The 15,926-nt window shown below is 56.7% G+C and carries 14 protein-coding genes and 3 pseudogenes; 8 read left to right on the top strand and 9 right to left on the bottom strand.

The window, feature by feature from the left end; all coding sequences use genetic code 11:
- The first annotated feature begins 87 nt into the window (after positions 1-87).
- On the top strand, positions 88-453 hold the full coding sequence (locus ACR3ES_RS24145) for a type II toxin-antitoxin system death-on-curing family toxin (RefSeq protein ID WP_170438335.1): 366 nt from the start codon (positions 88-90) through the stop codon (positions 451-453).
- 436 nt (positions 454-889) lie between these two features.
- Here the strand turns inward: ACR3ES_RS24145 and ACR3ES_RS24150 are convergent, their stop codons facing one another.
- Positions 890-1,159 carry a hypothetical protein gene (locus ACR3ES_RS24150; protein ID WP_170438337.1) on the bottom strand — a complete coding sequence of 90 codons (270 nt, stop codon included), beginning with the start codon at positions 1,157-1,159 and terminating at the stop codon, positions 890-892.
- Positions 1,160-1,354: 195 nt separating this feature from the next.
- Complete coding sequence (locus ACR3ES_RS24155; protein ID WP_480493189.1) at positions 1,355-1,663, bottom strand: hypothetical protein; 309 nt, start codon at positions 1,661-1,663, stop codon at positions 1,355-1,357.
- 233 nt (positions 1,664-1,896) lie between these two features.
- On the opposite strand from ACR3ES_RS24155, the gene ACR3ES_RS24160 reads away from it, so the two are divergent.
- Both ACR3ES_RS24160 and ACR3ES_RS24165 read left to right on the top strand, forming a co-directional pair.
- Complete coding sequence (locus ACR3ES_RS24160) at positions 1,897-2,094, top strand: hypothetical protein (RefSeq protein ID WP_480425637.1); 198 nt, start codon at positions 1,897-1,899, stop codon at positions 2,092-2,094.
- 350 nt (positions 2,095-2,444) lie between these two features.
- Positions 2,445-6,116, top strand: coding sequence for an autotransporter family protein (locus tag ACR3ES_RS24165; protein WP_480426282.1), 3,672 nt, complete (start codon positions 2,445-2,447; stop codon positions 6,114-6,116).
- A 278-nt stretch (positions 6,117-6,394) separates the two neighbouring features.
- Here ACR3ES_RS24165 and ACR3ES_RS24170 read toward each other — a convergent pair whose 3' ends face one another.
- Complete coding sequence (locus ACR3ES_RS24170) at positions 6,395-7,234, bottom strand: endonuclease/exonuclease/phosphatase family protein (protein WP_480425636.1); 840 nt, start codon at positions 7,232-7,234, stop codon at positions 6,395-6,397.
- Positions 7,218-7,589, bottom strand: coding sequence for a Rid family hydrolase (locus ACR3ES_RS24175; RefSeq protein ID WP_480634807.1), 372 nt, complete (start codon positions 7,587-7,589; stop codon positions 7,218-7,220). The genes ACR3ES_RS24170 and ACR3ES_RS24175 overlap by 17 nt, the downstream gene beginning before the upstream one ends.
- On the opposite strand from ACR3ES_RS24175, the gene ACR3ES_RS24180 reads away from it, so the two are divergent.
- The gene (locus ACR3ES_RS24180; RefSeq protein WP_480458757.1) at positions 7,546-7,701 is read left to right on the top strand and encodes a hypothetical protein; all 156 of its coding nucleotides are present in this window, start codon (positions 7,546-7,548) and stop codon (positions 7,699-7,701) included. The two genes, ACR3ES_RS24175 and ACR3ES_RS24180, sit on opposite strands and share 44 nt — an antisense overlap.
- Positions 7,702-7,852: 151 nt before the next feature.
- Here ACR3ES_RS24180 and ACR3ES_RS24185 read toward each other — a convergent pair.
- Positions 7,853-8,556: pseudogene (locus ACR3ES_RS24185) on the bottom strand (transposase).
- Between the two features lie 639 nt (positions 8,557-9,195).
- Here ACR3ES_RS24185 and ACR3ES_RS24190 point away from each other — a divergent pair.
- Both ACR3ES_RS24190 and ACR3ES_RS24195 read left to right on the top strand, forming a co-directional pair.
- Positions 9,196-9,687, top strand: coding sequence for a hypothetical protein (locus ACR3ES_RS24190; RefSeq protein WP_480425633.1), 492 nt, complete (start codon positions 9,196-9,198; stop codon positions 9,685-9,687).
- Positions 9,662-10,779 (top strand): annotated as a pseudogene (locus ACR3ES_RS24195) (IS3 family transposase). The gene ACR3ES_RS24190 and the pseudogene ACR3ES_RS24195 overlap by 26 nt, the downstream one beginning before the upstream one ends.
- Here the strand turns inward: ACR3ES_RS24195 and ACR3ES_RS24200 are convergent.
- Positions 10,763-11,158, bottom strand: coding sequence for a hypothetical protein (locus tag ACR3ES_RS24200; RefSeq protein WP_480493181.1), 396 nt, complete (start codon positions 11,156-11,158; stop codon positions 10,763-10,765). The pseudogene ACR3ES_RS24195 and the gene ACR3ES_RS24200 sit on opposite strands and share 17 nt — an antisense overlap.
- Before the next feature lie 40 nt (positions 11,159-11,198).
- Positions 11,199-12,315, bottom strand: a pseudogene (locus ACR3ES_RS24205) (IS3 family transposase).
- Positions 12,316-12,556: 241 nt separating this feature from the next.
- Here ACR3ES_RS24205 and ACR3ES_RS24210 point away from each other — a divergent pair.
- Positions 12,557-13,354, top strand: coding sequence for a type IV toxin-antitoxin system AbiEi family antitoxin domain-containing protein (locus tag ACR3ES_RS24210; RefSeq protein WP_170437636.1), 798 nt, complete (start codon positions 12,557-12,559; stop codon positions 13,352-13,354).
- Positions 13,347-14,213 carry a nucleotidyl transferase AbiEii/AbiGii toxin family protein gene (locus ACR3ES_RS24215; protein ID WP_170437638.1) on the top strand — a complete coding sequence of 289 codons (867 nt, stop codon included), beginning with the start codon at positions 13,347-13,349 and terminating at the stop codon, positions 14,211-14,213. The genes ACR3ES_RS24210 and ACR3ES_RS24215 overlap by 8 nt, the downstream gene beginning before the upstream one ends.
- 36 nt (positions 14,214-14,249) lie before the next feature.
- On the opposite strand, the gene scpB is transcribed toward ACR3ES_RS24215, so the two are convergent.
- Positions 14,250-14,852 carry an SMC-Scp complex subunit ScpB gene (gene scpB / locus ACR3ES_RS24220; RefSeq protein WP_170437640.1) on the bottom strand — a complete coding sequence of 201 codons (603 nt, stop codon included), beginning with the start codon at positions 14,850-14,852 and terminating at the stop codon, positions 14,250-14,252.
- Between the two features lie 3 nt (positions 14,853-14,855).
- The gene (locus tag ACR3ES_RS24225; RefSeq protein ID WP_170437642.1) at positions 14,856-15,746 is read right to left on the bottom strand and encodes a DUF1403 family protein; all 891 of its coding nucleotides are present in this window, start codon (positions 15,744-15,746) and stop codon (positions 14,856-14,858) included.
- Between the last annotated feature and the right edge of the window lie 180 nt (positions 15,747-15,926).

Below are 15,926 nucleotides of genomic sequence, written 5' to 3' on the forward strand. Positions count from 1 at the left end.
AATCAGCGCCTTCCACCGTGAAGAAATCGATCACCACAAACAGGGACGCTCTTAAGCGACTGGCTAATCGGTAAACGGCACTACCGGGTGAAGCTCGGCGACGTTCTGGAAGCCCATGAACAGTCGCTAGAGGCATTCGGCGGGCTTCCCGGAATCAGTAATCTAGACAGCATCCTGGGGGCTATTGGCAGGCCGTATCACGGTTATCACCGCATGATGCACGCCAAGGCGGCTGCTTTGCTGCATGGATTGGCAACATCGCACGGCTTTAACGACGCGAACAAGCGCACAGCCTGGCTTTCAATGGAAGTTCTGTGTGCCAACAGCGGCTACGAACTAGCCGTCCGAGATGATGACAGAATCGATGATCTGGTGGTTGATGTGGTTACCGGCGATGTCAGCCAAGATGAACTGGAACAGTGGATAAAAGAGCGACTGACCAAGCAGTTCTGAGGGGTTAGCGCAGGCTCTCACAGTAGGCGGCAAGTTGTGAGGGAGGCTCAGACATTTGCAACGCCAAGTGTCCGTTTCGAGCCTAAGCAGGGGTAAACCAGTCGCCCCTAAATTGGAACTAGTGTTTTGGAGAGTTGAGCACATCAGATGCGGAGAATTTGCCACCTCATGAATTGCATGGTTCAGGACCCTCGTTTTGCCAATGCGATGAGGCTGGCCTTAATCCGCAGATCTCCAACGGCGTAGCGCCTGGTCATTGCTCTGAGAATACCGCCTGGGTTCTTGATCGGCGTCAGGCGGCGTTCCTTAAATGATACTCGCCAAGCAGGGCTGCGTCCCCGGAGGCGTACACACTTTGCGGTACTCTCCAAAAACTCCACATGGGGTCGTGAAGGTGGGGCAGGGGCGATTGCTCCGGCTGAGCTTTTTTACAGGATCAATCTAAATCCTCTTGCGAAAAATGACGCAATCCCGGAGCGCGATCCAAACAACGGGGATAGCTTTCATCCAGATCGCGTAACGACTTGCGGACGATTGGCAAAGTGACCTCATTAGTCGGATCAAAGTTGTGCATAGCATCGGCCAGCTCAAAGGCTGCGGCTTGCCGTTCGTGTTTGCCCATGCGGGCAAAAGGCCCGCGAAGCTCTAAGAGATTGCGCAGAGTGGTAAATGCTTCAATAGTCAGTTCGGTTTGTGGGGTTTGCATACTCGTCCTCTTTGTTTTTTGCTGGATTGCCTCGAACGATCACCCCCCTGACGACTGCGATGCTCCTGCAACAGTCATCACAAATAAAGATGTAGACGCGTCGTCAGCAGTTTCGCACGGCCCAGTTTATGGGCGCTGGTTAAGCAATTTAGTGACTTACTCGACACTATCCAACCACTGTGTGGTTCCAGGACGTCACCATTCAACTATCCGCCGTATGTCATCACGATCCTTTGCAAGATTACGCGCAAAAGTAGGTTCGTGATGTGCAATGCGGTTGCGAAACCGTCGAATGCTGTCAATCGTCGCGTGCACCTGGCCCCGCGCTGGAGGAATCGTCAGAGCTTTATCGTATCCCGGAAAAGCTGAAGCAAAGTGCTTGTTCCAAATCCGACTATCCTGACCTTTGACAAACACGTTCTGCCAAAACACAAACTTCAGATCCGCGACCACTTTTTCCGCTGTAGGGTGTTTGTTCGCGCAGTGTTTCAAGTCTTCCGTCAACGGTGGCAAAGTCCGCTCACTTGCAGTCTCCCTCTGGTTTCATCAGGTAGTGTTGATAATTTAAATGCCTGACAAGGGCAGTGCTCACGATAGCGGGTATCTATTTAAAGATAGGATTTGGGAATTTCCCGAAGGCAGTCAACTGGTTCTATTGTTCGGTATGGGACGATTTGATTGGCCTGCGAGTGCTTGGCTAAAAACCGCCAATTTGCACAATAAATTCAGCCTGTTACTTGCAGGCCGGTTGGGTCTGGCGTATCATCGGTTCATCGGTTCATCGGTTCATCGGTTCATCGGTTCATCGGTTCATCGGTTCATCGGTTCATCGGTTCATCGGTTCATCGGTTCATCGGTTCATCGGTTCATCGGGCCGCCGCTACGCCTTGGCGCACACTGCAGCACTAACCGGTTACATCATCCTGACAGCCTAACATCCGGCCGCAAGTCGGGCACCGCGTGTGGGTTAACTGACAGTCCGCCCCTGGTTTCCGGATTGGGTGGTCTGACACAGCCGTACTGCCCTCTGGTGACGCCCTATGTGGCGGTTACCGGTGCGAGATCAGCTGCAACTCCCTTACACTTTTTACCGCGATCAGAACGGACGGCGCGAAAGCAGCGCGGCCGACCGTCAACTGTGGTTCGCTTCCGGTTGAGGCTCAAACAACGCCTCCGGCCGATGCCCATACCTTTGCCCGCATTTCTACCAACCCACTGACTGCCTGACGGGCAGGGCGGTGCCTTGCCTCGATTGTGCTCAAGTCCCTCACAGGAGAGTTTCAGAATGACAAACCAGTCCTCAGATACCCAGCCCGCCCTTCGCCCGCTTAATGTCTCGGTTCGGGCTGGTCGTTTGACCAAGTTCAAGGGGCGTGTGGCGAGCATTGCACCAGGTTTGTTGGTTGTGGCAACTGCTGCGGCGCTTGTCATCGGAGGAGCGGACCAGGCTGATGCTCAGGCGGCCCCCGCTTGCGGCCAAATAATAAACGGCGTCGTCAGAGTGTGCCCTGACGCCAGCATTCCCTCTCCGGGTATCACTCCCCACAATGGCATCGAATACAATGCCGGGCCAGATGGGCTCACTCTGATGCTTGATGCCCCAGACAACGCAGACAATTACGCACCCATCACGGTGGAAGCTTGGGGTGTCTCTGGGGCGGCAGTGCGTGGGGCGGATAATACTTCAGGCGATATCGCTGTGCTACTGCACCACGGGAGCGTTACCACTGATGGTCCGGCGCTTAACTACAATAACCACGGGCTTGAGGCGTATACCGAGGGCAGTGGAGATGCGACCGCGCAAATGAATGGCGGGGATGTCACCACGCATGCTGTCCTTAGTTACGGGCTTCGGGCGGAGATCAAAAACGCGGGGAGTAACGCCACGGCGAAGGTGGAAATGACCGAAGGGCGTATCAATAGTCACAGCGGATCAAGCTCTGGGCTTTCTGCAGGAACCGACTCCATTGGTGGCGCGGCGATCGCTGAAATAAGTGGCGGCACAATCACCACGCACGGCGGAGCGTCTCATGGGATTGCTGCGTCGGTCAACAAAAACACGGGGAGTGCAGCCAGTGCAACGGCGCGCATGACCGGAGGGCTGATCAGGACGCACCAGAACGTTTCCCATGGGGTTTTGGCAGAGAGCAATGGGGGGGTGGTTGAGGGCGATGTCCGCGCCGAGGTGCTCGCGGAAATGAGTGGCGGCACAATCATCACGCGAGGGGAAAGAGATTCCCATGGGGTTCGAGCGCGCCTCTATGACAATACGGCGAATAGCAAAGCTACGGCGACAGCGCGCATGACCAGGGGCGTGATTAGTACGACAGGTTACCGATCCGCTGGGATTTCTGCGGCTGCAGATGCATCCTGTGATTGTGACGCAATCGCGGAGATGAATGCCATCAACGGCAGCAGCACAATCACCACGGAAGGGGAGCAGGCGCACGGGATACGGGCGGTGTCCAACAACTCGGAGAGTGCATCCGAGGCGAGTGCAAAGGCTGTCATGAGAAACGGGAGTATCAATATTAACGGTCGATGGGCTCATGGGATTTCTGTGCAAGCCAATGGTGGCCTGGGGAGCGCGCTGGCGGAAATGCGTGGTGGCACAATCACCACGACTCACGGGGGGGCGTCCGCGATTTATGTGCGGATTCACAACGAGGATCACACAAACAACTCGGACAACACAAACGGGGCTAAAGCGCTCATGACCGGAGGGACGATCCATACGGAGAACAGGGTCAACGCATTCGAGGGTTCCCACGGGCTTCATGCGGACACCACTGGCTCAGCCGATGTGGTCGTGGAGATGAAGGGCGGCAGTATCACCACGCTTGGGAGGAATTCTCATGGGCTTTGGGCGGAAGCAGAGGCGGATGCGATGGTGAATGGTGTGAGGTTTGTTCCGGGCTCAACGTCGCAAGCCAAGACGATTGTCAAGCTGGATGCGGGTGCTGTTGTCACGGCTTCAGGGGCGGGTTCAAACGGAATTCGCGTTTCAGGGAATTACGTGACTGTGGATCACAACTCCAACAGCCCAAAATTTTGGTTGGGTGTAAAAGAGTTTGACGTGGACGTGGCTGGGATTGTGACGGGCGGCGCTGGCGGATTTAACGCAGATGACGACGGCGCTGCGATCCGCACGATCTCCGACGCTGAAGGCGGGGGAACAATTGATATCGCCGACACCGCCATTGTGGCTGCGGGGGGCTCTGGCATTGCAATACAAGACGGGGATGGCGACGCGGTTGTCACCTTGGAGGGGACCGTGACCGGGGACGTTCGTCTTGGCGCGGGTGACGATAGGGCCACGATTGGTGCCACAGCCAGTTTTGACTTTTCCTCCTATATCCTGGACGGCGGTTCGGGCGATAACGATCACCTGACGCTGCATGGCCGCCGGACGATGACCTCAATGGAAAACGTTAGAAACTGGGAGCATCTCACGCTGAAGGATGAGATGGAGATGCGCCTGGACGGGATGGACAGGCTGGATATGGGCCTGTCCATCGACGCCACGTCTACGTTCCGCGCGTCTGGCGGGGAGCTCACCATCACAGGTGACGTGACCAATGCGGGTGACTTGACCTTAAGCGTGCAGGACGGGGCTGCAGGTGATGTGATCACCATTGACGGCGATTATACCAACACCGGATCGGGAAGAAGTGTTTTTGAGCTGGATGCGGTTATGGGTGCTGATGGTGCGAACACCGACAGGCTTGAGATCACCGGCAACGCGTCAGGCGAGATGGTGCTGTCGCTTGCCGGGTTGGACAATGCCAGCGCCGGAGGCGGACCACTTGAGATCTACGTGGTCTCGGTTGGCGGCACGTCTGAGGATGCGACCTTCACCCTTGTGGGAGGCAACTATGTCACGTCGGACGGGGAGCACGCGGTGATCTCGGGTGCCCACCTCTACAGGCTGGCTGAAGTTGAGGCGCAGGATGGCGGCAAATGGTGGGCGTTGAGCGCGCGGTTAGCTGGTGGCGAGATCAGCTGGGGACCCTCAGCACCGATCTATGACAGCTATGGTGCCTCGCTGCTGGCGTTCAATGCGCCCTCTGGGCTGCACGCGCGGGGTAGCTCGCAAGACTTCCGGACCCTGGCCTGGAGCGGACAAGGGGCTCAGACCAGTGGCTCTCCGCTGTGGGTCCAGATGGGGATGGAGCAGATCACATCGGCGGCCGAGCAGAGCACCACGGGGGCGGCGCGCGACAGCAGCCTCTGGGAGATGGAGATCGGTGCGGATATTGTGCTGGACACCAGCACGGCAGGTCTTCTCGTGGGCGGGCTGATGCTGTCCTATGGCACGGGCAGTACGGATGTGAGCTCAGACTTTGGGGACGGGTCGATAGAGACGACGGGTCTGGGCCTTGGGCTTGCGGCCACGTGGTATGACCGCCGGGGGTTTTATGTCGACGGACAGGTGACGGTGAGCGCCTACTCGAGCGATCTGAGCTCTGACGGGCGTGGGAGCTTGATCGAGGGCAACAGCGGGACGGGCTATGCGCTGTCGATCGAGGCCGGACAGCAGCTTGACCTTGGCTCCCGGCTGACGGTGATCCCGCAGGCGCAGCTGAGCCTGTCATCTGTGACGTTCAGTGACTTCACGAGTGAGGCGCAGGGGGAGCAGCGGGTGTCGCTCGAGGATGCGGTGAGCCAGCAGCTGCGGCTTGGGCTTGAGTTTGGGGCGCAGGATCAGGGTGCGAGCGGCGTTTACGGGATGGTGAACCTGTACCATGATTTTGGGTCTGGCAGCGAGGTGCGGGTTGGGCCGGCGTCGCTGACGAGTGAGAACGAGGCTTGGGCGCTTGGGTTTGGGATTGGGGGCAGCTATGCGTGGAATGACCGCGTGGACCTGTTTGGCGAGGCCTCCTATGCCACCGGGCTCAGCAACGCCGGGGATGTCAGTGCTCTCAGCGCAAGCGCAGGCTTTAAAGTGATGTTCTGAGGAGGGTCGGGTCTCGTCGTTGTGATGATTGGAAGGTCAGCGAGCAGGCAACCAAAGCGGCAGCGCAACGACTAGGCCAAATATCGTCCTTTTCTCCGCGACAATCCTGAATTGGTCGAATGAGCCCATTGCTGCCTTTGATCACACTTCAGTCTTTCGCTCATGCAGTGGGTCGCGAACCGCACCTTCCGGACGTTCAGAACCGGGTGGTAAATAGCAGGTGAGCGGATGGAGCTGCCGTTCGAACCGTCAGCTTGAATGTCCGGTTTCGAAGTGGGCTAGATTTCCAGAACAAGCGGGCAGTGATCCGAAACTTCGGGATCGTAGATCACGTCGAAGTCCCTCACTGCATTCTCTTGGTCGATAAGCATGTAGTCGGCAAAGCGCCCCGGTTTCTTGTATTGCGAGTTACGTGTGCTTTCGAAGCCGCGCCCCGTCACCAGTTCAGTTAGTCCGGAACCGCTGAGGATCGAAAGCGTTTTACTGTCTGGCTCAACGTTGAAATCGCCGCAAATGATCGTGACATCGTCCCGCTCCGTGAGACTGCGTGACATGTCGAGCAACTTGCGCGCTTGCTTCGAACGCTCTGGCGTATCCATTCTCCCATTCAAGTCGCGCAGACCATGCATATGGGTAACGCTGACGGCTCGATTGGCGTCATAGTCCCATATCCGGACACCATGCGCGCTTCGCGAGCGCGGGTGATCGCCATAACCGACGGGGGAATAATCCTTGTGAACGAACCCCTGTAACTGTCCGATGATAGGAAAAGAACGATGTACGAAGGTCGCAAGACCCCATCGCGATGGGATTGAGGTTTCGTCGTCCCAAAGCACCCCCTGCGCAGCCGGGCAAAAGATCGCGACATGCTCCGGCAGAGCAGCGCTGACATCGCGAAACAGATTGGCGCGTTGTGGCAATATCTGATCGCCGTCCCGATAGGTCAGCCAGTCCTTCTTAGATGCGGGGCTATGGATGACCTCTTGCAAGCACAGGATATCGGGAGCAGTCCCAGCAAGGTATGGCAGCAGCGCCTCATGGAGTTTTCCACCCCAGCCGTTCAGACACATCACCTTCAAACCTGCACCCCAATTGGTCTCTTCAATTGTTACCGACACGTTGGCAGATAATGCGGATGTCTACCAGCGTACCTTCGGTGATAAGCTCCGTCGTTCCGATGCAAGACCAGGCAGGATATGGCGCGGAAATGAACGCGTCTTTGACTTTGACGAATGTGTCGAGGTGCTTTCGAAGATCGACGTGGTAGGTCGTCATCTTGACAATATCGGTCCAATTCAGGTTTCCAGCAACGAGTGTTCCAGCCCCATGAAACTGATCCAAAGTTGGCGCAAAATTTGGAGTACATTTCTGGCAAAAGAGGCGCGTGCCGCTGCCGACAATATGAGTCGGCGATGAACAGATGTCCAACATGATCCGCAGTCTGATGCGCAAGTTTAGGCACATCCTGCCCATCGGGATCGAAGCAGTCACGACTTTCGCGAAGCGCCGCCCGAGTGGTGACCACCCGGACATGCCGGAGATCGCCAATGGTGCCTTTGTTCTCTTCGAACTCATTGGTTCATGAAGGGGTTGGCTGGGTGTGTGTCAGCAAGGTGGAAACCGCAATCTGCCAGTTCAGGCTGTTGCTACAGAATACACACCGTGTCCTACGCCCTCCCTCGGGCATCGTTCCCGCTGGGAACTGGTTGTTATTGGAATCCTCGCTTGGACAGTTGTCAGGCGGCCTTGAAATCCGTTTGGTCCCCCCATGATGGCATGCAGAATGATAGTTAGCCGTCATGCCAAAGCCACGCGCGCTTTGCGCATCGTTGAGGGTGCCGCGATGCCAAGCGCCCATGATTTCATCTCAAGCGGCGCGGCGCATCTTGTGAGTGGGAAGTTGGCGGCCTCGTAGTGAAGCGTGCGAACTTTCACACGCCACATTTCGAGATACTGCCGCTGTAGTCGATTTCTCCTGAGTGGCCTCTCTGAGGCACGAAACCAAGGTAGGCGCCAACGTCGCGGGATTTCTTGAACCTGTGCGGATCATCGATGGCAGCTGCCAAAGCCAGTGCGGTGATCGGGCCAACGCCGGGCACCGTCATCAATCGCCTGCAGACCTCGGATTTTCTGGTCATTTTCTTGATGTCGCAGTTTTTCGCCGAAACGGCTGTGAGTATCGCCTCGCGAGCTGCAAAGAGCCCGTATAGTGCCGCGTGAAGGCCGGGAAGGCTTCGCTCGGCGAGCCCGTGATACAGCATGGGGCCATTCGTCCCGCCTCGAAAATAACTCCTATGCATGCCGGACCCGCGGCAAGGAAGTCCCTTACGGCCTCTGGCGAGGTTGCCATCTTTCCTTCTCTGATAACGGCGCCCTCACGATCTAAAACGCAAATATGTGTCTCCTCCATCGACACATCCAACCCGGCAAAATAGTCCATCTCCCATCTCCTCAATAATGATTTGGAATCCTAACTCTATCGTGGCTTTGAAGGGCTGAACCGTGATTGCGCCATGTTGATAATGATCATGCAACCCGAACCACAAGAGATTCTGCGGATCTATCTCGAAAAGAGGCTCCAGGTGCGTCGCATGGGCGGCAGAAAGCGGACTTTAAACATCAGAAGGCTGTTATCATTTACCGGTCCGTAACAGCCTCGAGGCATAGGCAAAATCTATCATTAAATAGGAGTTGGGAATTGGCATTCCAGCATAGGCTGTGGGACGTATTTTACATCAAATACTGAGCGGTGCAGGCGGAGTCATGAAGGAAACAATGCGATTCAAATTGAGCAGATCATTGTAGGGAATTTGAGTATTGGGGATTGATAGAATCATCAGCAAACAGGGCGCGGATGATAGAATTGGCGTGGTGGATCGTTAACAAGTCTGCGCGTGAAGACATGGAAGACATGGCGGCACTTTATTAGGAGTAAAGGAGCCGAGCCTGTCATGGAGTCGATCAAACCAGGACGTGCCGGATATAATATTTGACGAGCCCTCATGTGGTATGGTGAAAATGTTCTTGCTATTGCTGACATGCGTGGCCCTCCGATAAGCCAAAACTGCCAGATAAACAGATGAAAAAAATCCTGATCATTTTTGCCTTGGTGCTGCTATTCGCTCTACTGCCTTTTGCATACCAGAGAGCTCTAAACGACATTAGGCTGTACAAATTTTCGAAACAGTTGGACAAAATCGACGCCGAGGTTCTTGGAAAGTCATACAAGCAAATTGCATCGGGATCTGAAATCTATGTTGGTGGGAACGGTGAGTATTGTTCCTTTAGAGCATCGCGCTTATTCATTGTAAATTTGAATTCTTCGAACTTAGCGAATGCAATTACAAAAATAAATCAAATTAAATTCAATACAGCGCGCGATATTCGCAGCTCGATACAAAAGCCAGAGTTGTCAGTTACCGGTAGAGGTTGGTTAATCTCGGTCATACTCAGTGATGGCCCATACAAGGCCAAATTTGATGTGCGGTGCTGTCTTGGCCCCCTAAAACTGTGCCAAAGTTGGCTTAGTTTTGGAGGCAGGATTGATGGCACGGAAACGGTATTCGGATGAGGATATTCTGCGGCTTTTGCGTCAGATTGAGCTGAGCCTGTCGTCTGGTTCGGATGTTGCGACGGCGTGCAGAACGGCTGGTGTCAGTGACGCGACCTATTACACTTGGCGCAAGCGGTTTGGCGGCATGGGACGATCCGAGATGGCCAATCTGAAGGCACTGCAGAAAGAGAATGATCGGCTCAAGAAGATCGTGGCCGAGCTTGAACTGGACAAGCTCATTCTCAAGGAGAGCCTTGATTATCTAAAGCCGAAGGCCTGACGGCAGACCAGCTTCGTCAGGCCGTGATGCATACCCGACAAAAGCTGGCAACATCTGAACGGCGCACCTGCCGTGTGATCGGGCTAGCGCGGAGTACGCTGCAATACCGCGCAGCGCCAAAGGATGATGAGGCGTTGCGTCTGGCGATGATCCGATTGGCCAAACAGTACGGGCGCTATGGCTACCGCAAGGTCGCCGAGCTGCTGCGTGTCGAAGGCTGGGCAGTCAATCACAAGAAGATCGAACGACTATGGCGCGAAGAAGGCCTGCAACTGCCGAGCCGGCACAAGAAACGCAAACGGCTGTACCACAAGGATAGTTCGATCATCCGGCTCCGACCGCAACATCCCAATCACATCTGGAGCATCGATTTTGTGCACGACAAGCTGAGCAACGGACGCTCCTACAAGATGCTCACGGTGCTGGATGAATACACCCGCGAAGCGCTGTGTGTCGCGGTCAAACCAAAGATAAACAGCGCAGATGTGCTGGATGCGCTCTACCCACTCCTATTGCGGCACGGGAAGCCTGAATACATCCGTTCCGACAACGGCGCGGAGTTCATCGCGGTGGCCCTGCAAGACTGGCTGAGAAAGGTCGGAATCAAACCGATACAGATCTACCCAGGGTCACCCTGGGAGAATGGATACAACGAGCGCTTCAATGGCACTCTGCGCCGGGAAGTCCTCAATGCCGAGTGGTTCCACACCACCAAACAGGCTCAGATCGTCATCAATACCTGGCTCAGACAGTACAATCGTGTCCGACCACATCAGGCTCTAAACATGCGACCGCCCGTTCCAGAAACCTTGCTCAGAGGTGGCACATAGAATTGGGGCTGGACATCAGTTGCTCCCATTCCTCAGAAATGTTTCCGGGCAACACCGTACTTGATCCAAAAATATTGTATGTATCATACCAACCACGGGCCATTTCAGTATAGATAGTAGCTTTTACGAGATTGGCATCCACTCCAAATTCATTCGCTGCACTGACAATTGTTGCATTGTTGTTTCGAATATATTCTCCTGCGCCAGAGTTATCCTGCAAGTTTAGATATAGCGGCACTCCAAATACAGTCGCACCAACTTGATTTTCAAAAATACCATCAGCAAATTCTGCTACGTCGCTGATCTCTTGATGTTCAAAGTAAAATTTTTCGTTGGTATTGTTAATTATGGAGTTTCGTCGGTCTTCTTCCTTAGTCAAGTATGTAGTCACGCCTTGATCCTTTTGTCCAGCCCCAATTCTATGGGCCAGTTTTGAGCAAGGTTTCTGGAACGGGCGGTCGCATGTTTAGAGCCTGATGGGGTCTGACACGATTGTACTGTCTAAGCCAGGTATTGATGACGATCTGAGCCTGTTTGGTGGTGTGGAACCATTCTGCGTTGAGGACTTCCCGGCGCAGAGTGCCATTGAAGCGCTCGTTGTATCCATTCTCCCAAGGTGATCCCGGGTAGATTTGGATCGGCTTAATGCCCACCTTTCTTAACCAGGTCTGCAGGGCCGTTGCGATGAACTCCGCGCCGTTGTCGGAACGGATGTGTTCGGGCTTCCCGTGCCGCAATAAGAGTGGGTAGAGCGCATCCAGCACGTCTGCGCTGTTCATCTTCGGCTTGACCGCTACGCAGAGCGCCTCACGGGTATACTCATCCAGCACCGTCAGCATCTTGTAGCTCTGTCCGTTGCTCAGCTTGTCGTGGACAAAGTCAATGCTCCAGATGTGATTGGGATGTTGCGGTCGGAGCCGGATGATCGAGCTGTCCTTGTGGTACAGCCGTTTGCGTTTCTTGTGCCGTTGTGGGAGCTGCAAGCCTTCTTCGCGCCATAGTCGTTCGATCTTTTATGATTGACTGCCCAGCCTTCGACACGCAGCAGCTCGGCGACCTTGCGGTAGCCGTAGCGCCCATACCGTTTGGCCAATCGGATCATCGCCAGACGTAACGCCTCATCATCCTTTGGCGCTGCGCGGTATTGCAGCGTGCTCCGCGCCAATCCAATCACGCGACAGGTGCGCCGTTCAGAGGTTGCCAGCTTTTGTCGGGTGTGGACCACGGCCTGACGAAGCTGGTCTGCCGTCAGGCCTTTGGCTTTAGATAATCAAGGCTCTCCTTGAGAATGAGTTTGTCCAGTTCAAGCTCAGCCACGATTTTCTTGAGCCGATCATTCTCTTTCTGCAGCGCCTTCAGATTGGCCATCTCAGATCGTCCCATCCCACCAAACCGCTTGCGCCATGTGTAATAGGTCGCATCACTGACACCAGCCGTTCTGCACGCCGTCGCGACATCCGAACCAGATGCCAGGCCCAGCTCAATCTCGCGCAAAAGCCGCAGAATATCTTCGTCCGAATACCGTTTCCGCGCCATCAATCCCGTCTCCAAAACTAAGCCAACTGTGGCACAGTTTTAGGGGGCCAAGACAGAAGACTACAATCCTTACTCCAATGCACATTCCCTGCGCTCTTTTGAAATCGTTCCTCGACTAACTGAAGATGACAACAATCTAGGCTTGAGAAACGGTGATATCGTATCGCAGGATATTCGTTGCGGTGCTTTTTGCGATGCAATCACGGGTCAGTTGCAGCATCGCCAAAACTGCGACTTTCGAATGGAAAGTCCGCTTTTCGAATTCCTAGTGAATCGCTTCGCCGTAGCAGCGAATGACTGCTCTCCGCCCTCCCTGCAGAAAGATGGCTGCTTGGCGAAAGCTCTGCTGTCTTGGCAGTCACAACGTATATGTGTTAGGAAACCTCGGACTGAATGCGAAGTTGTCCGAGGTTATCCATCAGTGCAAAACGATCCGACACAAAGGCAGCGCCTCCTTGAGTATCTGGAGTCCCATGCGCCGGCGCGCGCACGAGATCTTGAGGGGGTGGGCGTGTCAGCGGCAACAATCTCTCGCGCGGTGCAGTCCGGAGACATCATCCGGCTCGGTCGCGGGCTCTATAGCCTGCCCGATAGCACCCCCGATACGCATGAAACTCTCATCGAAGTCGCCAAGCGCGCGCCCAAGGCCGTCATCTGCCTCACATCGGCACTGGCGTTCCACAGCCTGACCGATCAACTTCCACGTCGTGTCTGGATCGCCATTGGCGCCAAGGACTGGAAACCAAAAATCACCTATCCGAAGATCCGAACCGTCCGGTTCCGCGAACCCTATTTCTCCGGCGACGTCGAGGAACACCAGATGGGCGGGGCGACGATCAGGATGTACAAGATACCAAAGACACTGGCCGATGCATTCCGGAACCAGCGCCTCGTCGATCGATCGGTCGCCATCGAGGCACTCAAGACTGCGATCGAGCATCGCAGGACGACGCCGTCAGCCATTGCCGAGGCTGCGCGGACCTACGGGGCCTGGAACCAGATGCATCCGTACCTCGAGGCCGTGACGTCGAATGGCTGACAAGCCCAAGAACACCGCCGCTTCGGTGCGTCAGAGGCTGCTGAACCTCGCACGCGCGGAGGAGCAGGCCTTCGACGTGGTATTGGTCGCGTTCGGACTGGAACGGCTCATCTACCGACTGTCGGTGTCGGCACACCGCGATCGCTTCGTCCTGAAGGGCGGGATGCTCGTGACACTCTGGACGAAGGACAGAGGCCGATTTACCCGAGACATCGACTTCCTGTCGTTCGGCGCCGAAGACGAGGCGACCCTGAAGAAAACAATCGCCGAGATTCTCACAATCGACGCAGACGACGGGCTGATCTTTGACGACGCCAGCCTTACCGCGGCCCCGATCAGGGAAGATCAGGTCTACGGCGGCATGCGCCTGAAGACGACCGCGTATCTCGAGAAAACGCGGATCCCGATCACGATCGATGTCGGATTCGGAGACGCGCTTGGAAACCCCGACTACACGCTCGACTACGGTTCTCTGCTCGACTTTCCCTCGGCATCGGTGCGCGCCTACTCCCCGGAGACAGTCATCGCAGAGAAGTTCCAGGCGGTCGTCGCTCTTGGTGTCATCAATGGTCGGATGAAGGATTATTTCGATCTTTGGGCGCTGCCGAAGGCCGTCGATCTCGATCTGGAGGACTTGCTGGCCAGCATCGAAAAGACCTTTGAGCGGCGTCAAACGGAAGTCCCGAGGGAGCGACCGCCGGGCCTGTCCCAGGAGTTCGCTACCGAGCCAACAAAGTCCGCACAGTGGCGCGCCTATTCCGAGGCGACCGAGATCGAAGGCACGAGCCTTGCCCAGGTCGTCGATGATATCTGGGCGATGCTTGAGCCTGTCTGCGCGCGCGCCGGCTCCGCGAAGTAGCGTAGGCGGTCCCCGGTTTCGGTTCACACCACAGCTTCATGTCCCAGTCTGGGACAACACGCCCGCATCCTCCAGCTGCTCCCGGTCCGGCAGGTCTTGCAGCGACTCCAGATCAAAGGCGACGAGGAACTGCTCCGTCGTCACGTATGTGTAGGGTGCCCCACGCCGTGGGGAGCGGGGGCCTGTCCCGATCAGGCCGCGGGCATGCAGCCGCCCGATCAGGTCACGGCTGATCTCCTTGCCGAAGATGCCCTTGAGCCCATCCCGCGTGATTGGTTGGTGATAGGCGATGGCCGCCAGCACGGCGACATCGTATTCGCGCAGATCGAGATCCTGGTCGCCGACATCCGCCGCGGTCCGGATCGCCGCCGCATAGGCCGGCCTCGTCCGCAGCATCCAGCCGCCCGCCACCTTCGCAACTTCAAACGACCGCCCCTCGAGATCAGACATCAGATCGTCGATCAACAGATCGACCGAGACCCCCTGCCCCACCACGCGGGCCAGATCCTCGCGCGGCACGGGTGAGCCGGAGGCAAAGAGAACCGCCTCGATCCGGTGCATCCATTCGCGCCACCGCAAGTCGGGCGGAAACTCTTCCAACTCCCGATCCAGATCGGTCTCGGCGTGATCCTTGGCCATCGCTCAGACCCCGTAGAGCCGGAATGTGTCGCGCCCGGTCAGCTCACGCCCTGCGCCAAGCTCGACCAGACGGTCGCAGAACCGGCGTGCGGCGCGATCGGACCGGAGCGAGGTGAGCGCCGCCGGTGCGACCGCGTCCCGGTTCAGGAACAGCGAGACGGCCTTGTCCGCGCCCTTTGCCCGGAGGTTGGGCGCGACGGCCCGGAGCCGATCAGCGCGCCGGGCCAGGTCGGCCGCCTCTCGCGTTGCCTCGGCCGCGGCCAACACGATCGCCCGATGGCAGGCCAGGCGCAGCTCGTCACCCGACTTCCGCAGATCGGCCCGCTTGACACCAAGCGCCAAGAGGGGCAGCACATAACTCCACCCAAGCGCCTGCGCCAACGCCGCGTCCGCCAGGATCAACGTAGCGGCGGGATACCGTGGACGATCCTCCAGAGTCGCCCGAAGCACAGCCGCGGCACGTGGGACCGGCGCCCCCTGCCCCACGTCCAACCACATCGCGATCTGCTCGCGCTCGAGATCAGGCAGCGCGCGACGCAGTGGCTTCACTGACAAGGGTCGTTCGACCGCCCTTCGCCACGAGAGATAGACCTCACCGGCTGGCCCCGGACTGTCACCCGGCTGGAGAAACGCGACCGCATCTCGTAGGTCTGAAGCCCGCTCCGGACGTCCCTGGTGCGTCACGCAGGCTTCCGCGGCGCGCAACGCCAGCCGAGCCCGCAACAACGTCTGGGGGGCGTCGTTTCGGCTCACCATCAGATGCAGATGGTTCAGTGATGCACCCGACAAAAACGCCACATCTTCAGGGGTTTCTGCCTGCGCCGAGGTGACCCAGGACGGCATCCGGGGTAGGCTCTGGTGGTCGTCGCTGAAGCTCTGGCGGGCATAGGTCATGCCACAAGACTATCTCACAGCGGCGCTTTTGCCTACTATATAGTGTACAAACCGCCCCACTCTGCGGCTCTCAGCTATGTCCAATAAGTTTGCATTATCGGACAGTTTTCGAACCTTCACGCATCGCCGATTTTCGACGGATCTACCGCCGTTTCCCGGAGCGTTGGAAACTATAAATTG

Source organism: Ruegeria sp. B1 (assembly GCF_056535885.1).